The following is a 21,010-nucleotide window of genomic DNA, read 5'->3' as shown; positions in this document are numbered from 1 at the left end:
GTCAGGAGCGCAGCTCATGAATTTGCGCTATAAATTATTTACTGCTTTTTTGGGCCTGATCATTATTCCGCTCTTTACCCTTGGTATGATTATGTTCTTCGTCACGTATAACTCCATTGAGAAGAAGTACAGCCAGCAGTCCGAGTATTCACTCAAAGCAATCAGCTACAGCATCTCCAATGTGTTCAAGGATATGAACAATGTAACGGATAACGGGATTGCGACTTCAGTATTCCATATGGCACTCAGTGCGGATGATCCCTCCAAGCAGGATTTGACGGATGCCGAGCAGCTCAGCCTGAACGCCAGCCAGCGCAATTTCCGGAGTCTGCTGTATAATCATCCGTCGATCAGCTACGCGTTTTTGTACAATTTTAACGGAAAAGGCAGCTCGGAGATTGTCTCGGTATTCACCAAAGAAAACTTCCGGACGCTTCCGTACGAAAAATTCAAGGGAAGTGAGCTGTACGAGGAAGTAATGGAGCTCAACGGTGTACCCAAGTGGCTGGCACCGCATGAATATCCTGAGTTGACCGGAACGGAGCCGGTATTCACGCAGATTCGTCTGATCAAGGAGCTTAGCTTCTTTCAGAATATCGGCATTCTGGTGGTCCAGATCAAAAACTGGGAGTTCGAATCGATCTTCCGAAATTTGAAAATAGGCGACAGCAGCCAGAAGGTGTCCTTCATGCTGGTGAATGATAACGGGATGATCCTGCTTGATCCGGACCACGGTCTGGACGGGCAGGATTTGAGCTCATTTACCGCTAAAAAAATGACGTATAAGCCGGGCTTCCAGAGCTTCAGAACGGAGTTCGCCGGCGATAAAAGCATCCTGTCCGTCTATCATCTCAAGGACTATCCCTGGAGCCTGGTCTCGGTTACCTCGTGGGACTCCCTGTCCCGTGAGGTTACGGTGTTCGCCCGCTGGTTCGTGGCCGTGATCTTCCTGTGCCTTCTGGCTGCGGTCATCTTCAACCTGTTCTTTATGAACCGGATTGCCGGCGGAATCGCCGTCATTGTCCGCTTCATGCGCCGGGTAGAGGATGGTGACCTGACAACAAGGGTAGAGGAAAAGGGCAACGACGAAATGACTCTCCTGGCCAGAGGCATCAACGATCTGATGAACAAGATCCAAATGTTGTTCAACCGGATTCAGGTCGAGCAGCACCGCAAAAATCAGGCGGAAATGCGGGTGCTGCAGGCGCAGATTAAGCCGCATTTTCTGTTCAATACACTGGAATCGATCAATGTGCTGGCGGTGCAGAATGAGGGGCGGAAGGTCAGTGAGATGGTCTACCGGCTGGCCGGCATTCTGCGCATCAGTATTCAGGACCGGGACGAAATTACGCTGCAGGAGGAGATTACCCATCTGCGCAATTATCTGGATATCCAGAAGTTCCGGTTCGAGGATTTATTTGATTATGAGATTGAGATACCGGATGAGCTGCTGGGCTGCGGCATTTTGAAGCTGACGCTCCAGCCCTTGGTAGAGAACAGCATTCAGCACGGCTTCGAGGGGATCGGATACCATGGCCTGTTGAAGGTGACAGGCTGGGAGGAGCGCGGAAATCTGATTCTGCGGATACAGGATAACGGAATCGGCATGACGCCGGCCCAGCTGTCCATGTTCCAGTACATGGTCCATGATCCGGTTGAGGCGGAGCCTTCCGGCCGGACCGGAGAGGGCGTCCGGCACCAGGAACGGCGGGGGCTGGGCGTACGCAGCGTGGCTGACCGTATCCGTATTGAGTACGGCAGCCGCTACGGCATCTTTATCTGTGCCTCCCCTGGTGCCGGAACGGTTATCCAATGCGTCATTCCCAAATATGAGCAGGGGGAAGATCATTATGCTAAAGGTACTGCTGGTTGACGATGAAGCCCCGATCCTGAACAATCTCAACAGGGTGCTGCCGTGGCAGGAGATGGGGATGGAGGTTGCCGGCATGGCGCGCAGCGGGATGGAGGCGCTCAGGATTGCCGAGGAGGAGGCGCCGGATCTGGTGCTCTGCGACATCCGCATGCCGGTGATGGACGGTCTTACCTTCGTGGGGAAGCTGCGGGAAATGGGCCTGGAGAGCGAGGTGCTGCTCCTTAGCGGCTATCAGGAGTTTGATTATGCCCGGGAAGCGATCCGGCTTGGTGTTAAGGAATACATCTGTAAGCCGATTCATTATGAGGAGCTTGGCAACAAGGTGCGCAATATCGGCGCGCAGATCCGCAACAGACAGTACAAGGATAAGCTGTATAACAGTATTCCGCTGTTTCAGGAGCTGCCCGCTGCCGGGGAGACGCCTAAGAAGACACCCGAGCAACTGATGAACCAGGCGGTAAAATACATTTCCGAGCGGCTGAACCATGATCTGGGCATTGAGGAGGTTGCGGGCAAAATCGGCATCAGCAGCAGTTATTTCTGTCTTTTGTTCAAGAACCGGTTCGCGGTGACCTTTGTGGAATATGTGACCCAGCAGCGGATCGAAGCCGCCAAGTTTATGCTGGCCAGCACCGACAAGAGCATTGCGGCAATCAGCGCTGGAGTAGGCTATCAGGAACGTCGTTATTTTACCAAGGTATTCCAGAAGCAGACGGGGATGACCCCGAAAGAGTACCGTGACAGGAGCGCTGGCCCAGAGACGCATTGACTGGGTTTAATTTCTTGAATATCTGCCGGAGTAAAAGGCAACCAATAAAAAGTCTTATACAAAGTACAGCGCGTAGACGATTAACCTGGAGGAAGCGGGGGGTCGTCTTTGTTTTTTTCTTTACACAAAATGAAACTTTTTCAGGTCCGGCGCGTCTAATACTATGTTTTGTAAAAAGAGCGTGGCAAAATAACAGCTTCACGGCAGCTGTTGAAGAGTTTTGTTATACGGGAATATAAGCAGCATACAGAGAGTATACCTGCCTTATAGACTACAAACAGGAGCAGAAGGAGTCATACCATGAATTTTAAGAAACTAACGTTAGTCGCTGTATTGGCTGTAACCCAGGCCGCAGCTGCGGTTCCGGCTTATGCCGTACCGGTAAGTACCGCCGGAGTAACCGGCACTGTAAGCACAGCTCAGGCGGTTGAGGCGGCAGTTCAGCCGGAAGCCACAGATCCGCTGCCAAGTGAGGTTCCTGCCGGAACGGTCACACCGACAGCCACTCCGAATCCGTCAGCTACCGCTGCGCCTGCTGCATCGGCAGATCCGTCAGCCACTGCTGCAACAACGGATTCGTCAGCTGCTACGCCGGTTCCGGCGGAAACGGCGGCCCCTGCCGCTACGGACGGATCGGTTGTCCAGCCGCTGAATACGGTAAACGCTGTATACGGAAGCGCTGCAAACCAGCTTATCCTGCACATGAACAGCCGGCAAATGTACAGAAACGGAACACCTTACCTGGCTAACCAGCCGATGGCCGTCAAGAACGGGGTATCCTACGTCTCCATCCGGGCAATGGTTGAAATGGTCGGTGTAAGCTACACCTATGAAGCCAAAACAAAGGAAGTTGTTGTTACAAAAGGCAGCAGCATCATGCGTTTTAAGACCGACAGCAAAATTTATACAGTGAACGGCAGTCCGAAGACAATGAAAGGGCCTGCCTACCAGTTCAAAGGCACCTTCATGGTTCCATTAACTTCAATTACAGCCGCCCTTAATATTCCTTATACTGTTGATAATGTAGGTAAACGTGTCATTCTGACACTGAACACCAAGCCGACAGCAACCTTTAGCGTCCAGTCGACTGAAATTTTTGCCGGCCAGACATATATTAACTACACCACTTCCAGCTCCTCGCCGAATGGCACACCTATTGTAGAAGAACGCTGGAGTGACAACAAACAGGATATCTACGATCAGCCGGGATACTATACAGTCACTTATTCCGTAGTTGATGCTAACGGACAGGTGAGTGATCCTTATTCCGTAACGATTAAGGTACTGCAGCCTAACCAGCCGCCGGTCGCCAATTTCACAACCAACAAAGAAGAGTACCAAATGGGTGAGCCGATCACGCTAACGGATCTCAGCTATGATCCTGAGAACGAAGAGCTTACAGCAGAATGGACGAACCGCGCATTGGCCTTCTTCAATCCGGGTCCGGTATCGATCCAGCTGAGAGTAACCGACAAGCACGGCCTGAGCAGCACCTTCGAGAAGACAATTAATATTACGGGCGAACAGATGTATACCCAGGATGAAGTAGCGAAGCTGTTCACGCTGCCTGGAGACGTTATCTCCATGGACGGCGGAATGATTCCGGGGCTGACTAATCTGACGTATAACCTGTCTTCAGAGAATTATAAGCTGATCCGCAGCAACAGTCCGGAAACAGTGAATCAGGAAGGCGTGCTATACCGCGAAAGTTCGGTCGGCAATACCCGTTTCCTTGTTCATCATTTGAACAACATGTCTACCAGACAGAAGCTTTACGTGATTGCAACCAACAACAACCTGTATCCGACGACGATTACAACGCAGTATTCCGGTATTGCCGGTCCGGTTACTTCTCCGGAGTACACAGGTAAAATTTCGATCCAGAAATATTATAATTCAATGATTACCAATGAAAAATACAGCACAACATACCTGTTGCCGGGCGAGAGCAAAGCGATTCTGACTGATATTAACAGAATCGCTATGAAGCCGGGCGAGGTTCTTTCACTTAGCGCTGATCTGTTCAGTGATCTTACGATTGATTACAATGTGGTAATGGTTGAAGAGAACAAGGACCCGATTGCCCTGCTGCCAACGCTGCCGGTTCTGGACCGTGACGGTGTGCATAACCGCGGCACCTATCCGGACTCTACCCGGATCATCACTGTGAGTGATGTAGTCGGAACGACGCAGGCGAAGCTGATTCTGGGTGATAACTACTATGACAAGAACCTGATCGGCATCGATCCGATGAACGGAACCGAAGCTTCTAATGCCGGGAATTTCGGTGTGCTGTACAAAATAAGATTTGAGCGTGTTGCTCCCAACACGCTGATTACGTTCAATCCGCGCGGTGGTAACTATCTTGGCTCTCTTATGGTCAACAACAATACGATCGTTAACCTTCCGAACAAAGGCAGCCTTTCCAGCTCCGACATGAACGCAGTTGTATATCGTTCGGGCAGCTCTGAAAGCTCGGTGGAAATTGTGTTCTCTGTAGCTTCGGGAAGCAATCTGCCGGTGAACTTTGTGTTTACACCGCTGCCGCCATTGAAACAGTAAGTTATGAGTTAACAGGTAAGGATTAAGCAGGCTAAAGCCCCCCACTTGAGGCGGCTTTAGCCTGTTTTGCTGCAGCGGGTGGAACAATATGTTCCTGATCCCGGCATAACTCCGGCATAAAGGTGGCTGCAGCTGCTCTGCTTGATTGACGGGGCAATGGTTTTGGGGCATTATAAAGAGAGTGTAACAGTAATGAATTATGTATGGGAGATGAGCGAATGCTGTCGACAGAACAAATACTGGAAGCTATGTCGGGGCAGGGGCTGCGTATCACCGATCAGCGAAAGACGCTTGCCAAGTTGTTCGGCGAGAATACGGGATATTTGTCGGCGAAGGATGTCTATGATTATATGGGGCGCAAATACAGCGGTCTCAGCTTCGACACGGTCTACCGCAACCTGCGGGTGATGGAGGAGCTTGGTGTTCTTGAACAGGTCGTATTCGAGGACGGTGTCAAATTCAAGGCCAGCTGTAACCAGGACCACCACCATCATCATATGATCTGCCTTCAATGCATGAAGACTTACCCGATTCATTTCTGCCCGATGAATTTAACGGATACACCGGACCAGTTCCGGGTAGTCAAGCATAAATTTGAAGTGTTCGGTTACTGCAAGGACTGTGAAGGCGGCAAGGAAGCGGACACAGAGCTTGCTGCAGCCCACGGGAAAGAGGGCCGCTAATATGCCGGACCTGCGCAGAACGGTCCAGGCCCCGATCAGAGTATACCGCAAGTTCATATCGCCGCTGAAGCCTGCGACCTGCCGCTTCTATCCGACCTGCTCGGCGTATGCGCTGGAGGCGATAGAAGTGCATGGCCCGGTGAAGGGCTCCTGGCTGGCCGCCAGGCGGATTGCCAGGTGCCATCCCTTCCATCCGGGAGGGCTTGATCCTGTCCCGCCGCGGGAGGACCAGCCGCCTGATGAAGGGGCTGTCCGGCCGACTTGACAGGAGTGCTGATTTTTGGGTATATTTTGGAGAATAATATGCATTCCGAGGAACGGATAAGTAAATCAGGTTGGCCATTACAGAGAGCCGGGAGCGCTGGGAACCGGTATGGTGCACAGATTGAAGATGGTCCGGGAGGAACTGTGCCCGAGCAGGGACTGCTGTAAGGAGCGGTCTTACGTAAGGACGCAGCGTGATCCAGCGTTAATGGACAGTTCTTCATTAAGAACTGGCGAAGCCTGTGCTCTGTGAGGAGCCGGGGAACTTTGGGTGGTATCGCGTGAGTATACTCTCGCCCCATATAGGGGCGGGAGTTTTTTGCGTAAACGGAGCTGTATAAGAAGTGCCATTACGAAAGGATGAACAGGATCAATGAGTGAGAACAAAACATTTTATCTGACAACCCCTATCTACTATCCGAGCGATAAGCTGCATATCGGACATGCCTATTCGACAGTGGCGGGTGATGCAATGGCCCGCTATAAGCGTCTGCGCGGCTTTGAGGTACGTTATCTGACCGGTACTGATGAGCATGGCCAGAAGATTGAAGAGAAAGCTGCCAAGGCGGGCAAGACGCCTCAGGAGTTCGTTGACGGCATTGTTGTAGGCATCAAGGAGCTCTGGCGCAAGCTGGACATTTCCAATGATGACTTCATCCGTACTACCGAGGAACGCCATAAGACAGTGGTTGCGGATATTTTTGACCGGCTGCTGCAGCAGGGCGACATTTACAAAGGTGAATACGAGGGCTGGTATTGTATTTCAGACGAAACCTTCTATACCGAGACACAGCTGGTGGACATTGAGCGTGATGCGGACGGCAACATTACCGGCGGCAAAAGCCCGGACAGCGGACACCCGGTTGAGCTGGTGAAGGAAGAAAGCTATTTCTTCCGGATGAGCAAATATGCTGATCGCCTGCTGAGGTTCTATGAAGAGAATCCGGAGTTCATTCTCCCGGAATCGCGCAAAAACGAGATGATCAACAACTTCATTAAGCCGGGTCTGGAGGATCTTGCCGTTTCCCGTACAACCTTTGACTGGGGCGTTAAGGTAAAAGGTGATGCCAAGCATGTAGTGTATGTATGGATCGATGCGCTCACTAACTACATTACTGCCCTCGGTTACGGTTCTGCTGACCGCAGCCTGTACGACAAGTTCTGGCCGGCGGATGTGCATATTGTCGGCAAGGAAATCGTCCGGTTCCATACCATCTACTGGCCAATCATCCTGATGGCGCTGGGTGAGCCGCTGCCTAAGAAGGTGTTTGCCCACGGCTGGCTGCTGATGAAGGACGGTAAAATGTCCAAATCCAAAGGCAATGTTGTAGATCCGGTGACCCTGATTGACCGTTACGGTCTGGATGCGCTGCGTTACTACCTGCTGCGTGAGGTTCCATTTGGCTCAGACGGTACCTTCACTCCGGAAAGCTTTGTTGACCGGGTCAACTACGATCTGGCGAACGACCTCGGCAACCTGCTCAACCGTACAGGAGCTATGGTGGGAAAATACTTCGGCGGCGAGCTGCCGGCTTACGCTGGTAAAGTGACTGCATTCGACGGCGAGCTGGAGGCTGCTGTTGAGAGCACCTATGCCAAGGTAGAGGAAGCGATGGAAAAGATGGAATTCTCCGTTGCACTGACTGCTATCGGCGCGCTGATCAGCCGCACGAACAAATATATCGACGAAACCCAGCCTTGGGTACTGGCTAAGGATGAGAGCAGAAACGGCGAGCTGGCCTCCGTCATGAGACACCTGGTGGAAGGTCTGCGCACCGCTTCGATTCTGCTGCAGCCGTTCCTGACCGGTGCTCCGGCCAAAATCTGGGAGCAGCTGGGCATTCAGCCGGGTGAGCTGACCACCTGGGACAGCGGCCGCACCTTCGGCCTGATTCCGGCCGGCACGAAGCTCGCCAAAGGCGAGCCGATTTTCCCGCGGCTTGACGTAGCCGTGGAGGTGGCGTACATCGCCGAAGCGATGGGCGCAGGCAAGCCGGCGGCAGCCGAGCCTGAGGCGGCACCAGCCGCAGCTGCGGGTGATGCTCCGGCGGCTGTAGAGCCGGAGGAAGAGCATAAGGAAGAAATCGGCATCGACGATTTCGCCAAGGCGGAGCTGCGCGTAGCCCAGGTTATCGCGGCTGAGCCGGTGAAAAAGGCCGACAAGCTGCTGAAGCTGCAGCTCGATCTCGGTTATGAGCAGCGCCAGGTGGTTTCCGGCATCGCGAAGTTTTACACGCCGGAAGAGCTGGTTGGCCGCAAGGTTATCTGCATCGTCAACCTGAAGCCGGTGAAGCTGCGCGGCGAGCTGTCCCAGGGCATGATTCTGGCAGCCTCCAAAGGCGACCAGCTGACAATCGCCACTGTGCCGGACAGCATGCCGAACGGAGCAATTGTGAAGTAAGCAGGCTGAAGTTATAGAAGAACACCGCATGCCGGAAACGGGGTCCCTGTGATAAGACAGGAACAATCCTGCCGGCTGCAGGTGTTCTTTTTTATGTAAATAGTTACTGCGCGTATGGATCGGAAGCTGGCTGCTTATTGGGTTAGTTTGGATGCGTATACGAGATTGTTAGGTGTTAGTGAACCGGTTGAGGAATTGTGAATGTTATTGTTGGAGTAAATGGCTCGGGCGGATGGGCTGAGGAACTTTTCCTCTATCTGTGAAGGGTATTTTGAATGGCTAGTACAGGCTTAATGGACCGAGGAGGCGTTAACTCTGCTGTAAGGAACATTTTGTAGGGCTAAAGGACCGTAGTTCGCTTATTGCACCTAAAATCGCCGTTTTTTCGGACAAAAGGTTTATTTAAAGGCGCTGGAGTCCGTTAGGATGAGCGAACAGCAATTTTGGTGGAATTAAGAGCGCTGGTGTCCGTGTGGAATGAATGGATGGGATCGGATCAAGCGAGTTTGAGCGGATTCACATGTGTCGGGATAGTTCGGTGTTGACTTATCGTAACGATTACTATTATAATTCTCATAGTAAAATTTACGATTTAAGGGGTCGATAGAGAATATGTCTTTCACAGGATTGAACAGAAAATTGCTGCTCATGCCGGCGCTGCTGGCACTGCTGGTGCTTACCGCATGCGGAGCTAAGAGCGGCGGAAGCATTGTTGAGGGAAAAGTGAATGTAGTGACTACTTTTTATCCTATATATGAATTCACAAGCGAAATCGGCGGCGACGATATCAATGTGATCAATCTGCTTCCTGTCGGCGTAGAGCCGCATGACTGGACTCCGCGTAGCCAGGATATTATTAACACCTCCAAGTCACAGCTGTTCCTGTATAATGGCGCAGGACTTGAGGGCTGGGTGCCAAACTTCCTGAAGAGCCTGGACAGCGGCAGCGAGGTGAAGGCTGTTGCAGTCAGTGAGGGTGTGGACTACATTATGACTGACGAGGATGACGGGCATAACCATGGCGGGGAAGCCCACGCCGAAGATGAGCATGCCCACGAACATGCTGAGGATGAGCATGGCGAAGATGCCCACGAACACGAGCACACTGAAGATGAGCATACTGAAGAGGCTCATGCTGAGGAAGAGCATGCGGATAATCATACGGAAGAGGCAGCCGGGGACAGCCTGCATACGGACCCGCATACATGGGTAAGCCCGAGATCGGCACTGATCATGGCTGAGAATATCAAGGACAGCCTCATTGCAGCTGATCCTGAACACCAGGCCGGCTATGAAGAGCGTTACAGCAAGCTGGCTGAGCGCCTGCAGGCCCTGGACAGCAAATTCGAGACTGAGCTTGCGAAGCTTCCGAATAAAGAAATTGTCGTATCTCACCAGGCATTCGCTTATCTGGCGCGTGACTATGGTCTGAGCCAGCATGCCATTATGGGGTTGTCTCCGGATGCCGAGCCGCGCGGGCAGGACCTGGTGAATCTGGCCACACTGGTTAAGGATGAAGGCATCAAGTACATCTTCTTTGAGGAGCTTGTCTCCGATAAGCTGGCCAAAACACTAGCAGCTGAAGCCGGAGTAGAGACCATGGTGCTTAATCCGGTTGAAGGCCTGACTGAAGCCCAGGAGAAGAATGGCGATAATTATTTCACTTTGATGGAGAAAAATTTGCAAAATCTGATTCTGGCTTTACAATAAATAAAGAAAGCATCCATGAAAGTTAAGTGAAAGGCGGTACTCATCATGCAACCGGTATCCCTGGACTGCCATCAGCATATGATCGAAATAGAGGATTTGTCCTTTTCTTACGGAGAGCAAAAGGTCATTTCCGGTCTTAGTTACACGGTTAAGGAGCGGGATTTCCTTGGCATTATCGGTTCTAACGGCGCGGGCAAAACCACTTTGATGAAAATGATCGTGGGCCTGCTGCCGCCAACCAGCGGCGATATCAAGCTGTTCGGCCAGTCTGTACGCAAATTCAAGGACTGGGAGCGGATCGGCTATGTCCCGCAAAAGAATGCTTTTAACCCGCTGTTCCCGGCAACGGTGCGCGAGGTCGTGCTGTCAGGACTGTACAACAACAAGAACCTGATCCGCCGCGTGTCCAAAGCGCAGCACCGTCAATGCGACGACGCGCTGGAAGTCATGCGGATTCAGGATATTGCGGACAAAAGAGTCGGCCAGCTCTCCGGCGGCCAGCAGCAGCGCGTCTTCCTGGCCCGAGCGCTGATTAACCATCCGGATCTGCTGATTCTGGACGAACCTACGGTGGGAATTGATGCGGAGACGCAGGCCGGATTTTTTGAGCTCATCTTCCACATGCATGCCCATCACCACATGACCTTCCTGATGGTGTCGCATGACATCGACATGATCAAGAGCTACCTGGGTAATGAGCCGGTACAGACGAACGGTAAAATCAACTTCTACTGCCGCCATTCCCATGATGCCCAGAACTGTGCAGCCGAGGACCTCCAGCATACACTGGCCTAAAAGAGGACGCTGCCCATGCAAGTCCTGATAAGCCAATACTAGTAAAAATAGTGTTAAATACGCTATAAGTAGGCTAAACTAGTAAAAGAGGCTCGGGACAAATAACTGTAATTTGTGCAATTAAAACCTGCGAATGAGCTCAGTTGCAGGTTTTAGCTGCACTCTGTACACTTATTTCTGCCGAAAACATCCATAATAGCCTTTATTCACCGAAATAGCTGCACAAAGTACATCTATTCTTTCATAAGCCGTATTTTCATCTGTTTTAGTTGCACAAACTACACTTAAGTCTGATCTGATAGTGTGTCCCTAAACACCTCCAAACGTAAAGCGTGTCCCTATAAGGGACGAAAGCGATCCTTTCCAAATCGTTTCTAGATACCAGAAGCCGGCTCGCCCACGCCAGTTGCACTTAAACGGGTGTCCAGAGGGCAGAGCCCTTGGGGCCCTCCCTTGGAAGGGAGGGTTTGGGAGGGATCGAAACGCTTTTGCAAAGTGGTTTGTTTTAAATTTTTCATTAAAAAGTTTGATCATGTCAGAGGAGATATCATCTTGGAAATCCTATTTAGTGACTTTTTTCAGCGGGCGCTCGCGGGCGGGCTGATGATTGGAATTACGGCGCCGCTGATCGGCGTTTTTCTTGTGTTAAGACGCTTGTCCATGATCGGGGATACGCTGGCGCATGTTACGATTGCCGGGGTGGCGCTCGGCTTTCTTACCGGCTTTTATCCGCTGGGGGCAGGCCTGATCTTTGCCGTATTAGCTTCGTTTGCCATCGAAAAGCTGCGTAAAGCATATAAGAGCTATGCCGAGCTGTCGATCGCGATCATTATGTCAGGCGGTGTGGCGCTGGCATCACTGTTTTTCACGTTAGGCAAAGGCTATAATGCGGATGTTATGAGTTATTTGTTCGGCAGCATCTACACGCTGGATAATACGGATCTGGTTGTGGTCGGCCTTGTAACCATTGCGGTAGTTGTTGTAGTCGCGCTGTTCTTCAAGGAATTTTTCCTGCTCAGCTTTGAGGAGGATGCGGCAAGCGTCAGCGGGCTGCCTGTCAAGCTGCTCAATATGCTCATTACGGTGCTTACGGCGCTTGTAATCAGCACAGCGATTAAAATTGTCGGCTCACTGCTCGTATCTGCGCTGCTCACGATCCCGGTAGCAATCAGTCTGCTGCTGTCTCGCAGCTTCAAGTCCTCTGTTGTCCTGTCGGTTGTTATCGCGGAGATCGCTGTGGTCGGCGGGCTGGTGGTAGCCGGTGTATGGAACCTTGCTCCCGGGGCAACAATTGTACTCTTGCTTATCGCGCTGCTTGCCCTGACCCTGATCGGTAAAAAAGGACTGCCTGCCTAGAATCTGCTCCAGCATCAGAACTGCTGATGCCTATTCAGCTTGAAGCCGGAAGGAGAGCTGCCGCTTGTCCAATCTGAATGCAGGAATTGCGTTTGCCGCCGGAATTGCGTCGTTTATATCGCCCTGCTGTCTGCCGCTCTATCCCTCGTACCTGTCGTATATTACAGGCCTGTCGGTGCAGCAGCTAAAAAGCGGAAGCAACAGCAAAGAGGTCCGTTTCCGGACCCTCTCGCATACGCTGGCTTTTATTTTAGGTTTTTCGGCAGTTTTCTATACGCTCGGCTTTGGTGCCGGGCTGTTCGGACAGTTTTTTAACGGCCAGCGTGACCTGATCCGCCAGCTGTCGGCCATTCTGATCATCGTGATGGGACTGTTTCTGATTGGCGTTTTTCAGCCGCAGTTTCTTATGCGTGAACGTAAGCTGAAGCTGAAGTGGAAGCCGGCAGGGTATGCCGGCTCCTTTATCTTCGGCATCGGCTTCTCGGCAGGCTGGTCCCCGTGCATCGGGCCGATCCTGACGGCGATCATCGCTCTCTCGGCCAGTGACCCGGGCACATGGTTTACCATGATTACCGCATATAGCCTCGGATTCGCGCTTCCCTTTTTTGCACTGGCCTTTTTCCTGGGCGGGGCACGGCGCATTCTGAAATATTCCAATGTACTGATGAAGGCCGGTGGAGCGCTGATGATACTGATGGGCTTACTGCTGTTCACAGATCAGATGTTCCGCATCACAATCTGGCTGCAGGGAGTCACGCCGGACTGGCTGATTTTTTAGCAGGTTAACGGGACCATTAAGTGAAATAATCTATGCCGGCCTCCGGAAAATGCTCAAAAATCCGCTCTGTGATGAATTCGCGCAGGGCGGTTTGCTGTTCATCGGGATAGACATATTTGTTCTGCCCCCAGCGGCCCCATTTTTTCTTGCGCTTCTCGATATCCATTTCCAGCTTGGATTTGGGATATCGCTTCTCAATCACCGTTTTGGCCGTCTTGGTGAACCGGTGCTGGATCATTTCGAAGGTCAGGCCTTTGCCTGAACCTGGAGGCATCGCTTTTGCCAGCTTGGCCAGCAGCTCCGCATAGCCCTCCTCCCAGCCGTCATGCCAGATAATCGGTGCAATAATGAAGCCGAGCGGATAACCGGCACGCGCTACCTTTCCGGCAGCCTCAATCCGTTCCTCAAAACGGGCGGTGGCGGGCTCGAAGTTTTTGATGACATAGTCGGCATTGATGCTGAAGCGGATACGGGTATGTCCGTTGTGCTTAAGCTCAAGCAGCGGATCGACATGCTGATACTTGGTAACAAAGCGCAGCCGGCCCAGCGGCTCATCAGCCATGAACGTAATCAGCTCGGCCAGCGAGCCGGTGATATGCTCCAGCCCAAGCGGGTCGGAGGTACAGGCAGCTTCGAACGTGGTGATTTCCGGTTCGCGCTCATTGATATATTTTTTGGCGGCGTCCAGGATATCTCCTGTATTTACATATACTCTTATATAGGGTTTCGCACCCAGCGTGGTCTGCAGGTAACAATAATGGCAGTGGCCCATACAGCCAGTGGCAATGGGAATAGCATAATCGGCGGAAGGCTTGGACTGGTCAAAGGTGAGCGTTTTGCGCAGACCCACCACAAGCGTCCGTTTGGCGATTTTGTACTGCTCCAGCTCGCCCTCACCGGGCAGGTTCGTAATCCGGTTATGCGAGGTGGTCATCCGGTAAGGGATGTTTTGGGCTTTGACCCACTGCATAATCTGCTCCCCTTTGGGGTAGTTCAGGGCATCCGGCTCAAAAAAAACAAGCTCGGGAATGAACAGGCCGGTAGGCCTTGGCTTTCTTTTGACAGGGGGATGTTCCGGTATGGCGATTGTCATGAACTCACACTCCTTCCGTGAAGCATGCCTTTATTGTGCCGTTTTGGGGTGCGCAGAAATCATGGTAAACATCGTTAACCGGGAGAAGCGGAGAGTGTAGGACTTGCCAAGGGGCGGCAGAAACATGTATCATTGTTAGAGCAAGGTTGGCCCCGTGCCACGCTCATTATAGAAAAGAGGTAAACTTGAATGCCAACACCCAGCATGGAGGATTATTTGGAGCGCATTTACAAGCTCATCGACGAGAAGGGTTATGCGCGGGTTTCGGATATTGCCGAGGGCTTGGAAGTACACCCCTCCTCTGTAACCAAGATGATCCAAAAACTGGATAAGGACGAATATCTCATCTATGAGAAATATCGTGGGCTTGTCCTGACGAGTAAAGGTAAAAAAGTAGGAAAACGACTTGTTGACCGGCATCAGCTGCTGGAGGAGTTCCTTGGCCTGATCGGAGTACAGCAGGAGCATATTTATAAGGATGTTGAAGGGATCGAGCATCATTTGAGCTGGGATTCGATTACGCGGATCGAGACGCTGGTGGAATATTTCCGCCGTGACGAGGAGCGCGTGAAGACCTTATACGATATTCACAATGAGCTGGTCAGCGATTCATAAAAGTCTGTTTTTGTAGGGTATACCGCAACCTTTCCAGTTTTTTTACGTCAAAACGGATAACGTCCTTAAATGAAGTATGAGAAAGTATAGCAGCCTGTTATACTTTTACTTGTATTTCTCCGTTTTGCAAGAAACGGCCTTCTCCCTTGAATAAGGACGAGAGGGCTGTTTTTTTATTATTTTCACAACAGGGAGGAACTATGAATTACCGAAAATGGCTTTTGGGAGTAATGGTGCTGCTGCTGCTTCTGCCGGTATGGCCCGCGGGTGTCAGTGCGGCTGCGGTCCAGATTACGATTGAGCTGGACGGGGAGGCGCTGAACCCCGATGTACCGCCGTATATTACGGCCTCAGGCGTAACGATGGTTCCGGCCGGTGTAATCAGCCAAGGGCTTGGTGCAGCGGTTGAGTGGAGCCAGAGCAGCAAGACAGCGACGGTCAGCAAAGGGGATACCGTGCTGAAGCTGACCAGCGGTAAACAGACGGCATTGGTGAATGCAGCGTCTGTGCGCCTGGATACATCGGTGCAGATTACGCAAGGCCGGGTAATGGTGCCGCTGCGTTTTGTAAGCGAGCAGCTCGGCCTCCAGGTGGTATGGAATCAGGCGACCAGGCATATCGCGCTTTATTCCAATGCGGAGATCACGGGTCCGTCAACGCCTGCGGTTCCGGCGGTGCCAGCACCTTCTGTGCCTTCCGTCCCTGCACCTACACTGCCTGGTAACAAAGGGAAGGCGATGAAGGGAGCCTGGATCTCCACCGTATTCAACCTGGACTGGCCGTCCACAGCTTCAGCCGGCAATTCGGCGAAGCAGAAGCAGGAGTTTGATACGCTGCTGAACAAGCTGCAGGCGACCGGCTTCAATGCTGTCTTTGTTCAGGTGCGGCCCTCAGGGGACAGCCTGTATTCTTCACAGACCGTTCCCTGGTCCAAGGTGCTGACCGGCACACAGGGAAAGGTTCCGGATTATGATCCGCTGGAGTACATTGTAAGCGCCGCACACCAGCGCGGAATGCAGATTCATGCCTGGTTCAACCCGTTCCGGGCAACGACGGATACAGCTGCAGCCACACTAAGCGGTCTTGCCGGTAACCATGTATCCAAGGTCCATCCGGACTGGATTGTTAAGGCGGACAGCAAGCTGTATATCAATCCCGGCATTCCGGAAGCTCGCCAGCATATTATTGATACGGTGATGGAGGTTGTCAGAGGCTATGACATCGACGGTGTGCATCTGGATGATTATTTCTATCCTTCAAATGTAACCTTTGCCGACGATGCGGCCTTCAAGTCATATAACGCTGCAGGTATTGCCGGTAAGGCGGACTGGCGGCGGAATAATATCAATGAATTTATACGCCAGCTGGGCCAGGAGATTCATTCAGCCAAGCCGGCGGTATCCTATGGAGTCAGCCCGTTCGGCGTCTGGCGCAACAAAAAAACAGACAGTACCGGATCGGATACAACAGCAGGTGTAACGGCCTATGATGACATGTATGCTGATACGCGCACCTGGATCAAGAACGGCTGGATCGATTATATCGCCCCGCAGATTTACTGGAGCCTGTCGTTCTCTGCCGCCCGCTACGATAAGCTGGTGGACTGGTGGGTAGATGAGGTGAAAGGCACCGGAGTCAAGCTGTACATCGGTCAGGCGGCTTATAAGGTGGGCGACACCAAGCAGACTGCAGAATGGCAGAGCGGTGAGCAGATCATCAACCAGCTGAAATACAACGATAAGTATGAGGAAGTGGCCGGAAGCATTATGTTCCGCGCTAACGATATTGCCGTGCGTAACCCGTACGGGCTCGCAAGCCTGCTGGCCTTTTATTTTAAATCATAAAGTCATGAACGCTCCCCCGTGCTCATAGATAAGCAGTAGATCTATGGAACGGGGGATTGCCGTATATGGAGATTAATGCAGTTTTTGAGGGCGGAGGGGTAAAAGGAGTTGCGCTGGCCGGAGCGGTTGAAGCGACAGAGCGGGCCGGCGGCGTCTTTAAAAGAGTGGCCGGAACCTCCTCAGGCGCAATTATCGCCTCTTTTCTGGCCGCCGGCTATGACGGCGAGGAGATGAGCCGGATTATCAAGCAGACCCCATTCACCTCTTTTCTCAAGCGGGGAATGCTGTATAATACGGCCCTGGTCGGTCCGGCTCTGCGGGTCATGATCAAGAAGGGGCTATATTCCGGGGAAGCACTGGAGAGCTGGGTGAGGTCCATATTGCAGAACAAAGGCATCGTCACCTTCAGTGATCTCCCCCGCGGGAAGCTGTCGATTATCGCCTCGGATATAACCAACGGCCGGATTATTGTTCTGCCAGACGATCTGCCGGAGTACGGGATTACACCAGACAGGTTTGAAGTTGCCAAGGCTGTAAGGATGAGCTGCAGCATTCCGTATTTCTTTGATCCGGTCATGCTCAGGCTCAACGGGCCGGCGGCGCAGGGAAGGACATTCATGGAGCAATTCGTTTATGTAGTAGACGGAGGGGTGCTGAGCAATTTTCCGTTATGGCTGTTTGAGGAAAAGAAGAATGGCTTCATAAGCCCAGAACGCCGGACCCCGACGGTCGGGTACCAGCTGATCGGAAAAACGGAGCCGCAGCCGCACCGGATAACCGGACCCTTCACGATGCTGCAGGCGCTGGTTGGAACGATGCTGTCTGCACATGATGAGCGGTACATTGAGACAGAGAAGTTCGTGCGGACGGTCAAGATCCCGACCCTGGGCATTGCGACGACACAGTTTCACCTTACGGCGGAAGAGAGCGATGAGCTGTATGCAGCAGGAATGAAAGCAGGTGAAGCGTTTTTCCGCGAATGGCGGCCGTATAAGCCCAAGATTTGACTTAAGCTCCGCAGTTATACATAAAAAGCATCCCGCATGACTGCTTACGCAGCACCGGGATGCTTTTTGGGTTATTTCAATGATATTTAGGCAGCTGGTCGTCGTTCTTGCCTTTACTGCCTTCAATTACCTGAAACGGATAGGTCTTGCGTTTGCCGGGGGCAGCCTGGGTCTTGCGCACTCCGGCTACCTTGGCCATTGTTTTCTGGGACGGCTTAACCTTGGTTCTGGAGCGCCCGGAGCCGTGACCGTAACCCCGGTCCTTCATAGTCAGCCTGTAAGCAAAGTACAGCAGACCTACCAGAATGAAGCTCGGAAGCAGTTCCCAGAACAGCCAGCCGGGTCCGTAATTCACAATTCCGTAGAACAGTCCGTAAACACCAAGCAAAACAGAAATCCAAAAAATTAAAGCATGCCTGATCATAGGGCAATCATCCTTTCGCAGGATCCAATACGCCGCCGGACACACTTTCATCAATATAGCCCTTAGCTTCAATCATTGCGTCCAGCTCACGCATCCGGTTAAATGATGCAATCGATACCTCAACCATATCATCCTTTGGTTCTTTGGTGGTAAGCAGCTGGAGCCACAGGCCCGGATAGCCTAAATACTTAAGCCACGGAACATCGCGGACAGCGTTGGTTCCCTTCAGAACCTCAAACGACACACCGATGACAACCGGCAGCAGAATGATTCGCTGAAGGACGCGTTCAGTAAGAGTGCTCCAAGGGAATACAGAGTAGATCACGACGCCGAGGATAATGGTCAGCATCATGAAGCTGCTGCCGCAGCGGTAATGCAGACGGCTGTATTTCTGAACGTTCGCGACAGTCAATTCTTCTCCGGCTTCAAAGGCGCTGATGACCTTGTGCTCGGCCCCGTGATACTGGAAGAGGCGTTTAATAACCGGAGTCTGTGAAATTGCAGTCAGGTAGACAAGCAGCAGAATCAGCTTGATTACCCCTTCTACAAGGTTGCGCAGAATATAGTTGTTAATTACACCCTCGAACAGATACGTTTCTATAAAAACCGGAACCAGGGTAAAGATCAGCTTGCCGAACAAGAAGGACAGAATCCCCATCACCGCAACCCCGAAAATCATGCCGAGGCTCCAGCCTTCATCTTTCTTCTTCTCCTTGGCTGTATCCTTCTGCTTAGCCGCTTCCTCAGGCTCTGTCTCATCCTCAGCGAATGATTCTGCCGAGTAATTCAGATGCTTCGAGCCTTTGGCGCTGGAATCTATAATACTGACAATGCCGCGAAGCAGCGGAATCTTGCGCAGTTTAATGATCCAGCTCTTATCGCTCTTCGGCACCTCCAAAAATGTAATTTCCTGATTCTTCCGCCGTACGGCTGTTACGTTGATATGCTTGCCGCCGAACATGACGCCTTCGATAACGGCTTGGCCGCCGTAACTGGGAGTTTCCTGGGACAACCAATTCACCTTCCCGCATTATATTATGATTGATATAAACCATTGTAACTAATTTATGCTTACATTGCTAGTTGGAATGGCTTTTCCTGAGCATACTAGCATACATGGACAGGAGAAGCAGCATTGCCAATTAACAGGTGAAAGCGAGGCAATATAATGAATAAAGCAGGCAACCAGGCTTCAGGTCATACAAACCCGTGGTTTTTCGCAATCGAACTTGGCATATTTGCCGGATTGATCTGGGGAGGCATCCGCTGGCTGATTTATGTTTTTCGTTTCACAAAGGTGATACCGGGCTTTTTGGCTGAGCCTTTTTTTCAGCATGCCTTTTTAATGAAGCCCGCCGGGCAGCTGGTCGGGTATCTCTTTTATATCCTGTTCTCTGTAATAGCCGCACTGATTTATGTGCTCCTGTTCCGGAAGCTGAAAGGACCCTGGCCGGGAATGGTGTACGGTGTGATCTGGTGGGCGTTAATCTTCCTGGCCGGCTCCTGGCTGTTCCTGCAGCAGCCCATGTTCAGGCTCCCCTGGAACTCGGTCATCAGCGAATTTTGCATCTTTTTGCTCTGGGGATTATTCATCGGCTACACAGCAGCAATTGAGTTTACGGATGAACGAAAACGTGAGCAGCGCACAAAGCTTGCCTGAACGCCCGAAAAAACTTCTCAAGGGCATGACCCTATGTTAAAATACAATGTGGCTATTTCGAGAGGAGAATGAAAATGGGCAATAAGCGCGTCTCCAAGCTGCGTAAGGTTTTGCAGGACCTGGGATTGGATGCAATGTTAATTACCAGCGGGTATAACCGCCGCTATCTGAGCGGATTCACCGGCTCTTCAGGGTTTGTGCTGGTCACCGGCGATGACAGCTACCTGCTGACTGACTTCCGCTACATGACCCAGGCTGCCGAGCAGGTAACCGGGTTAAAGGTTGTACAGCATGGTCCGAAATTCATTGACACGGTGCGTGAGCTGCTGCCGCAAGGCGGAAGTGTACGTGTAGGCTTTGAACAGGATGATGTGACCTTCAGCGCTTTCACAGCCTATGCTGCGGCGCTCCAGCCGGCAGAGCTGGTACCGGTCTCCAAGGCGGTTGAGAATCTGCGGATGTTCAAGGATGAGGATGAGCTGGCTGTTATGCAGCGTGCTGCTGATCTGGCCGATGCCACCTTCAGCCATATTCTCAATGTGATCAAGCCCGGCATGACGGAGCGTGATGTGGATCTGGAAATGGAATTCTTCATGCGCACCCATGGGGCAACCTCTTCATCGTTTGATACTATTGTTGCTTCAGGCGAACGTTCGGCTATGCCGCACGGTGTGGCCAGCAGCAAGGTGATAGGCAACAATGAATTCGTCACTTTTGATTTCGGCGCGCTGCTGGACGGGTACTGCTCGGATGTTACCCGTACAATTGCTCTGGGCAAGCCGGATCCGAAGCTGAAGGAAATCTATGACATCGTGCTTGAAGCACAGCTGCATACGCTGGCTAACATCAAGCCGGGCATGACTGGCCGTGAAGCGGATGCGCTTGCGCGCGACATCATTACCCGTTACGGCTACGGGGAGTATTTCGGCCACAGCACCGGGCATGGCCTGGGTATGGAGGTTCACGAATGGCCGCGGCTGTCCAAGCTGGCCGATGAGACTCTGGAGCCGGGTATGGTTGTTACTGTTGAACCGGGGATTTATCTGTCGGGACTCGGCGGTGTACGGATTGAGGACGATATCGTGATTACCGAAAGCGGCATTACGCTGCTGACACATTCGTCGAAGGATTATCTGGTACTGTAATTTTGCAACATCAACCAAGTTGATAAATGAT

The 21,010-nt window shown here is 52.0% G+C and carries 18 protein-coding genes; 15 read left to right on the top strand and 3 right to left on the bottom strand.

Going from position 1 to position 21,010, the window contains the following annotated elements:
- Window positions 1–16 precede the first annotated feature (16 nt).
- From R70723_RS21605 to R70723_RS21560, 10 genes are all read left to right on the top strand, one after another.
- The gene (locus R70723_RS21605; RefSeq protein ID WP_039875271.1) at window positions 17–1,873 is read left to right on the top strand and encodes a cache domain-containing sensor histidine kinase; all 1,857 of its coding nucleotides are present in this window, start codon (window positions 17–19) and stop codon (window positions 1,871–1,873) included.
- Window positions 1,851–2,642, top strand: coding sequence for a response regulator transcription factor (locus R70723_RS21600; protein ID WP_039875270.1), 792 nt, complete (start codon window positions 1,851–1,853; stop codon window positions 2,640–2,642). The genes R70723_RS21605 and R70723_RS21600 overlap by 23 nt, the downstream gene beginning before the upstream one ends.
- A 300-nt stretch (window positions 2,643–2,942) precedes the next feature.
- Entirely contained in the window at window positions 2,943–5,204 is a 2,262-nt protein-coding gene (locus R70723_RS21595) for a stalk domain-containing protein (protein WP_039875268.1), read from the top strand.
- 218 nt (window positions 5,205–5,422) lie between these two features.
- A complete protein-coding gene (locus tag R70723_RS21590) occupies window positions 5,423–5,887 on the top strand; it encodes a Fur family transcriptional regulator (protein ID WP_039875266.1) in 465 nt (154 codons plus the stop codon).
- Window position 5,888: 1 nt separating this feature from the next.
- A complete protein-coding gene (yidD, locus tag R70723_RS21585; RefSeq protein WP_039875265.1) occupies window positions 5,889–6,152 on the top strand; it encodes a membrane protein insertion efficiency factor YidD in 264 nt (87 codons plus the stop codon).
- A 372-nt stretch (window positions 6,153–6,524) separates the two neighbouring features.
- Window positions 6,525–8,552 (top strand): methionine--tRNA ligase, encoded by a 2,028-nt coding sequence (gene metG / locus R70723_RS21580; protein ID WP_039875263.1) that lies wholly within the window; start codon window positions 6,525–6,527, stop codon window positions 8,550–8,552.
- 612 nt (window positions 8,553–9,164) lie between these two features.
- Window positions 9,165–10,262 (top strand): metal ABC transporter solute-binding protein, Zn/Mn family, encoded by a 1,098-nt coding sequence (locus R70723_RS21575; protein ID WP_047171191.1) that lies wholly within the window; start codon window positions 9,165–9,167, stop codon window positions 10,260–10,262.
- Between the two features lie 45 nt (window positions 10,263–10,307).
- Window positions 10,308–11,057, top strand: a complete 750-nt coding sequence (locus R70723_RS21570; protein WP_039875261.1) for a metal ABC transporter ATP-binding protein — start codon at window positions 10,308–10,310, stop codon at window positions 11,055–11,057.
- 552 nt (window positions 11,058–11,609) lie between these two features.
- Window positions 11,610–12,413, top strand: a complete 804-nt coding sequence (locus R70723_RS21565; RefSeq protein ID WP_039875258.1) for a metal ABC transporter permease — start codon at window positions 11,610–11,612, stop codon at window positions 12,411–12,413.
- A gap of 64 nt (window positions 12,414–12,477) precedes the next feature.
- Window positions 12,478–13,191 carry a cytochrome c biogenesis CcdA family protein gene (locus R70723_RS21560; RefSeq protein WP_039875257.1) on the top strand — a complete coding sequence of 238 codons (714 nt, stop codon included), beginning with the start codon at window positions 12,478–12,480 and terminating at the stop codon, window positions 13,189–13,191.
- A 16-nt stretch (window positions 13,192–13,207) separates the two neighbouring features.
- Here the strand turns inward: R70723_RS21560 and splB are convergent, their stop codons facing one another.
- Window positions 13,208–14,284, bottom strand: coding sequence for a spore photoproduct lyase (gene splB, locus R70723_RS21555; RefSeq protein WP_047171190.1), 1,077 nt, complete (start codon window positions 14,282–14,284; stop codon window positions 13,208–13,210).
- A gap of 189 nt (window positions 14,285–14,473) precedes the next feature.
- Here splB and mntR point away from each other — a divergent pair, with 189 nt between their 5' ends.
- From mntR to R70723_RS21540, 3 genes are all read left to right on the top strand, one after another.
- Window positions 14,474–14,899: a transcriptional regulator MntR gene (mntR, locus tag R70723_RS21550; protein WP_039875255.1), complete on the top strand. Its 426-nt coding sequence runs from the start codon at window positions 14,474–14,476 to the stop codon at window positions 14,897–14,899.
- Window positions 14,900–15,099: 200 nt separating this feature from the next.
- Entirely contained in the window at window positions 15,100–16,743 is a 1,644-nt protein-coding gene (locus R70723_RS21545; RefSeq protein ID WP_039875252.1) for a family 10 glycosylhydrolase, read from the top strand.
- A 65-nt stretch (window positions 16,744–16,808) separates the two neighbouring features.
- Window positions 16,809–17,750: a patatin-like phospholipase family protein gene (locus R70723_RS21540; protein WP_039875251.1), complete on the top strand. Its 942-nt coding sequence runs from the start codon at window positions 16,809–16,811 to the stop codon at window positions 17,748–17,750.
- Between the two features lie 76 nt (window positions 17,751–17,826).
- Here the strand turns inward: R70723_RS21540 and R70723_RS21535 are convergent, their stop codons facing one another.
- Together R70723_RS21535 and R70723_RS21530 are read right to left on the bottom strand one after the other, a co-directional pair.
- Window positions 17,827–18,174 (bottom strand): hypothetical protein, encoded by a 348-nt coding sequence (locus R70723_RS21535; protein WP_039875250.1) that lies wholly within the window; start codon window positions 18,172–18,174, stop codon window positions 17,827–17,829.
- 7 nt (window positions 18,175–18,181) lie between these two features.
- A complete protein-coding gene (locus tag R70723_RS21530) occupies window positions 18,182–19,135 on the bottom strand; it encodes a DUF1385 domain-containing protein (RefSeq protein WP_144027178.1) in 954 nt (317 codons plus the stop codon).
- A gap of 207 nt (window positions 19,136–19,342) precedes the next feature.
- Between R70723_RS21530 and R70723_RS21525 the strand changes: the two genes are divergently transcribed.
- Both R70723_RS21525 and R70723_RS21520 read left to right on the top strand, forming a co-directional pair.
- Window positions 19,343–19,834 (top strand): YqhR family membrane protein, encoded by a 492-nt coding sequence (locus R70723_RS21525; protein ID WP_039875247.1) that lies wholly within the window; start codon window positions 19,343–19,345, stop codon window positions 19,832–19,834.
- Window positions 19,835–19,908: 74 nt separating this feature from the next.
- The gene (locus tag R70723_RS21520) at window positions 19,909–20,979 is read left to right on the top strand and encodes a M24 family metallopeptidase (protein WP_039875246.1); all 1,071 of its coding nucleotides are present in this window, start codon (window positions 19,909–19,911) and stop codon (window positions 20,977–20,979) included.
- Window positions 20,980–21,010: the final 31 nt, after the last annotated feature.

The organism is Paenibacillus sp. FSL R7-0273, assembly GCF_000758625.1.
Taxonomy (GTDB): Bacteria; Bacillota; Bacilli; order Paenibacillales; family Paenibacillaceae; genus Paenibacillus_AQ.
Note: the sequence above shows the minus strand (reverse complement) of the source record. Positions and strands in the feature narration are given on the sequence as shown.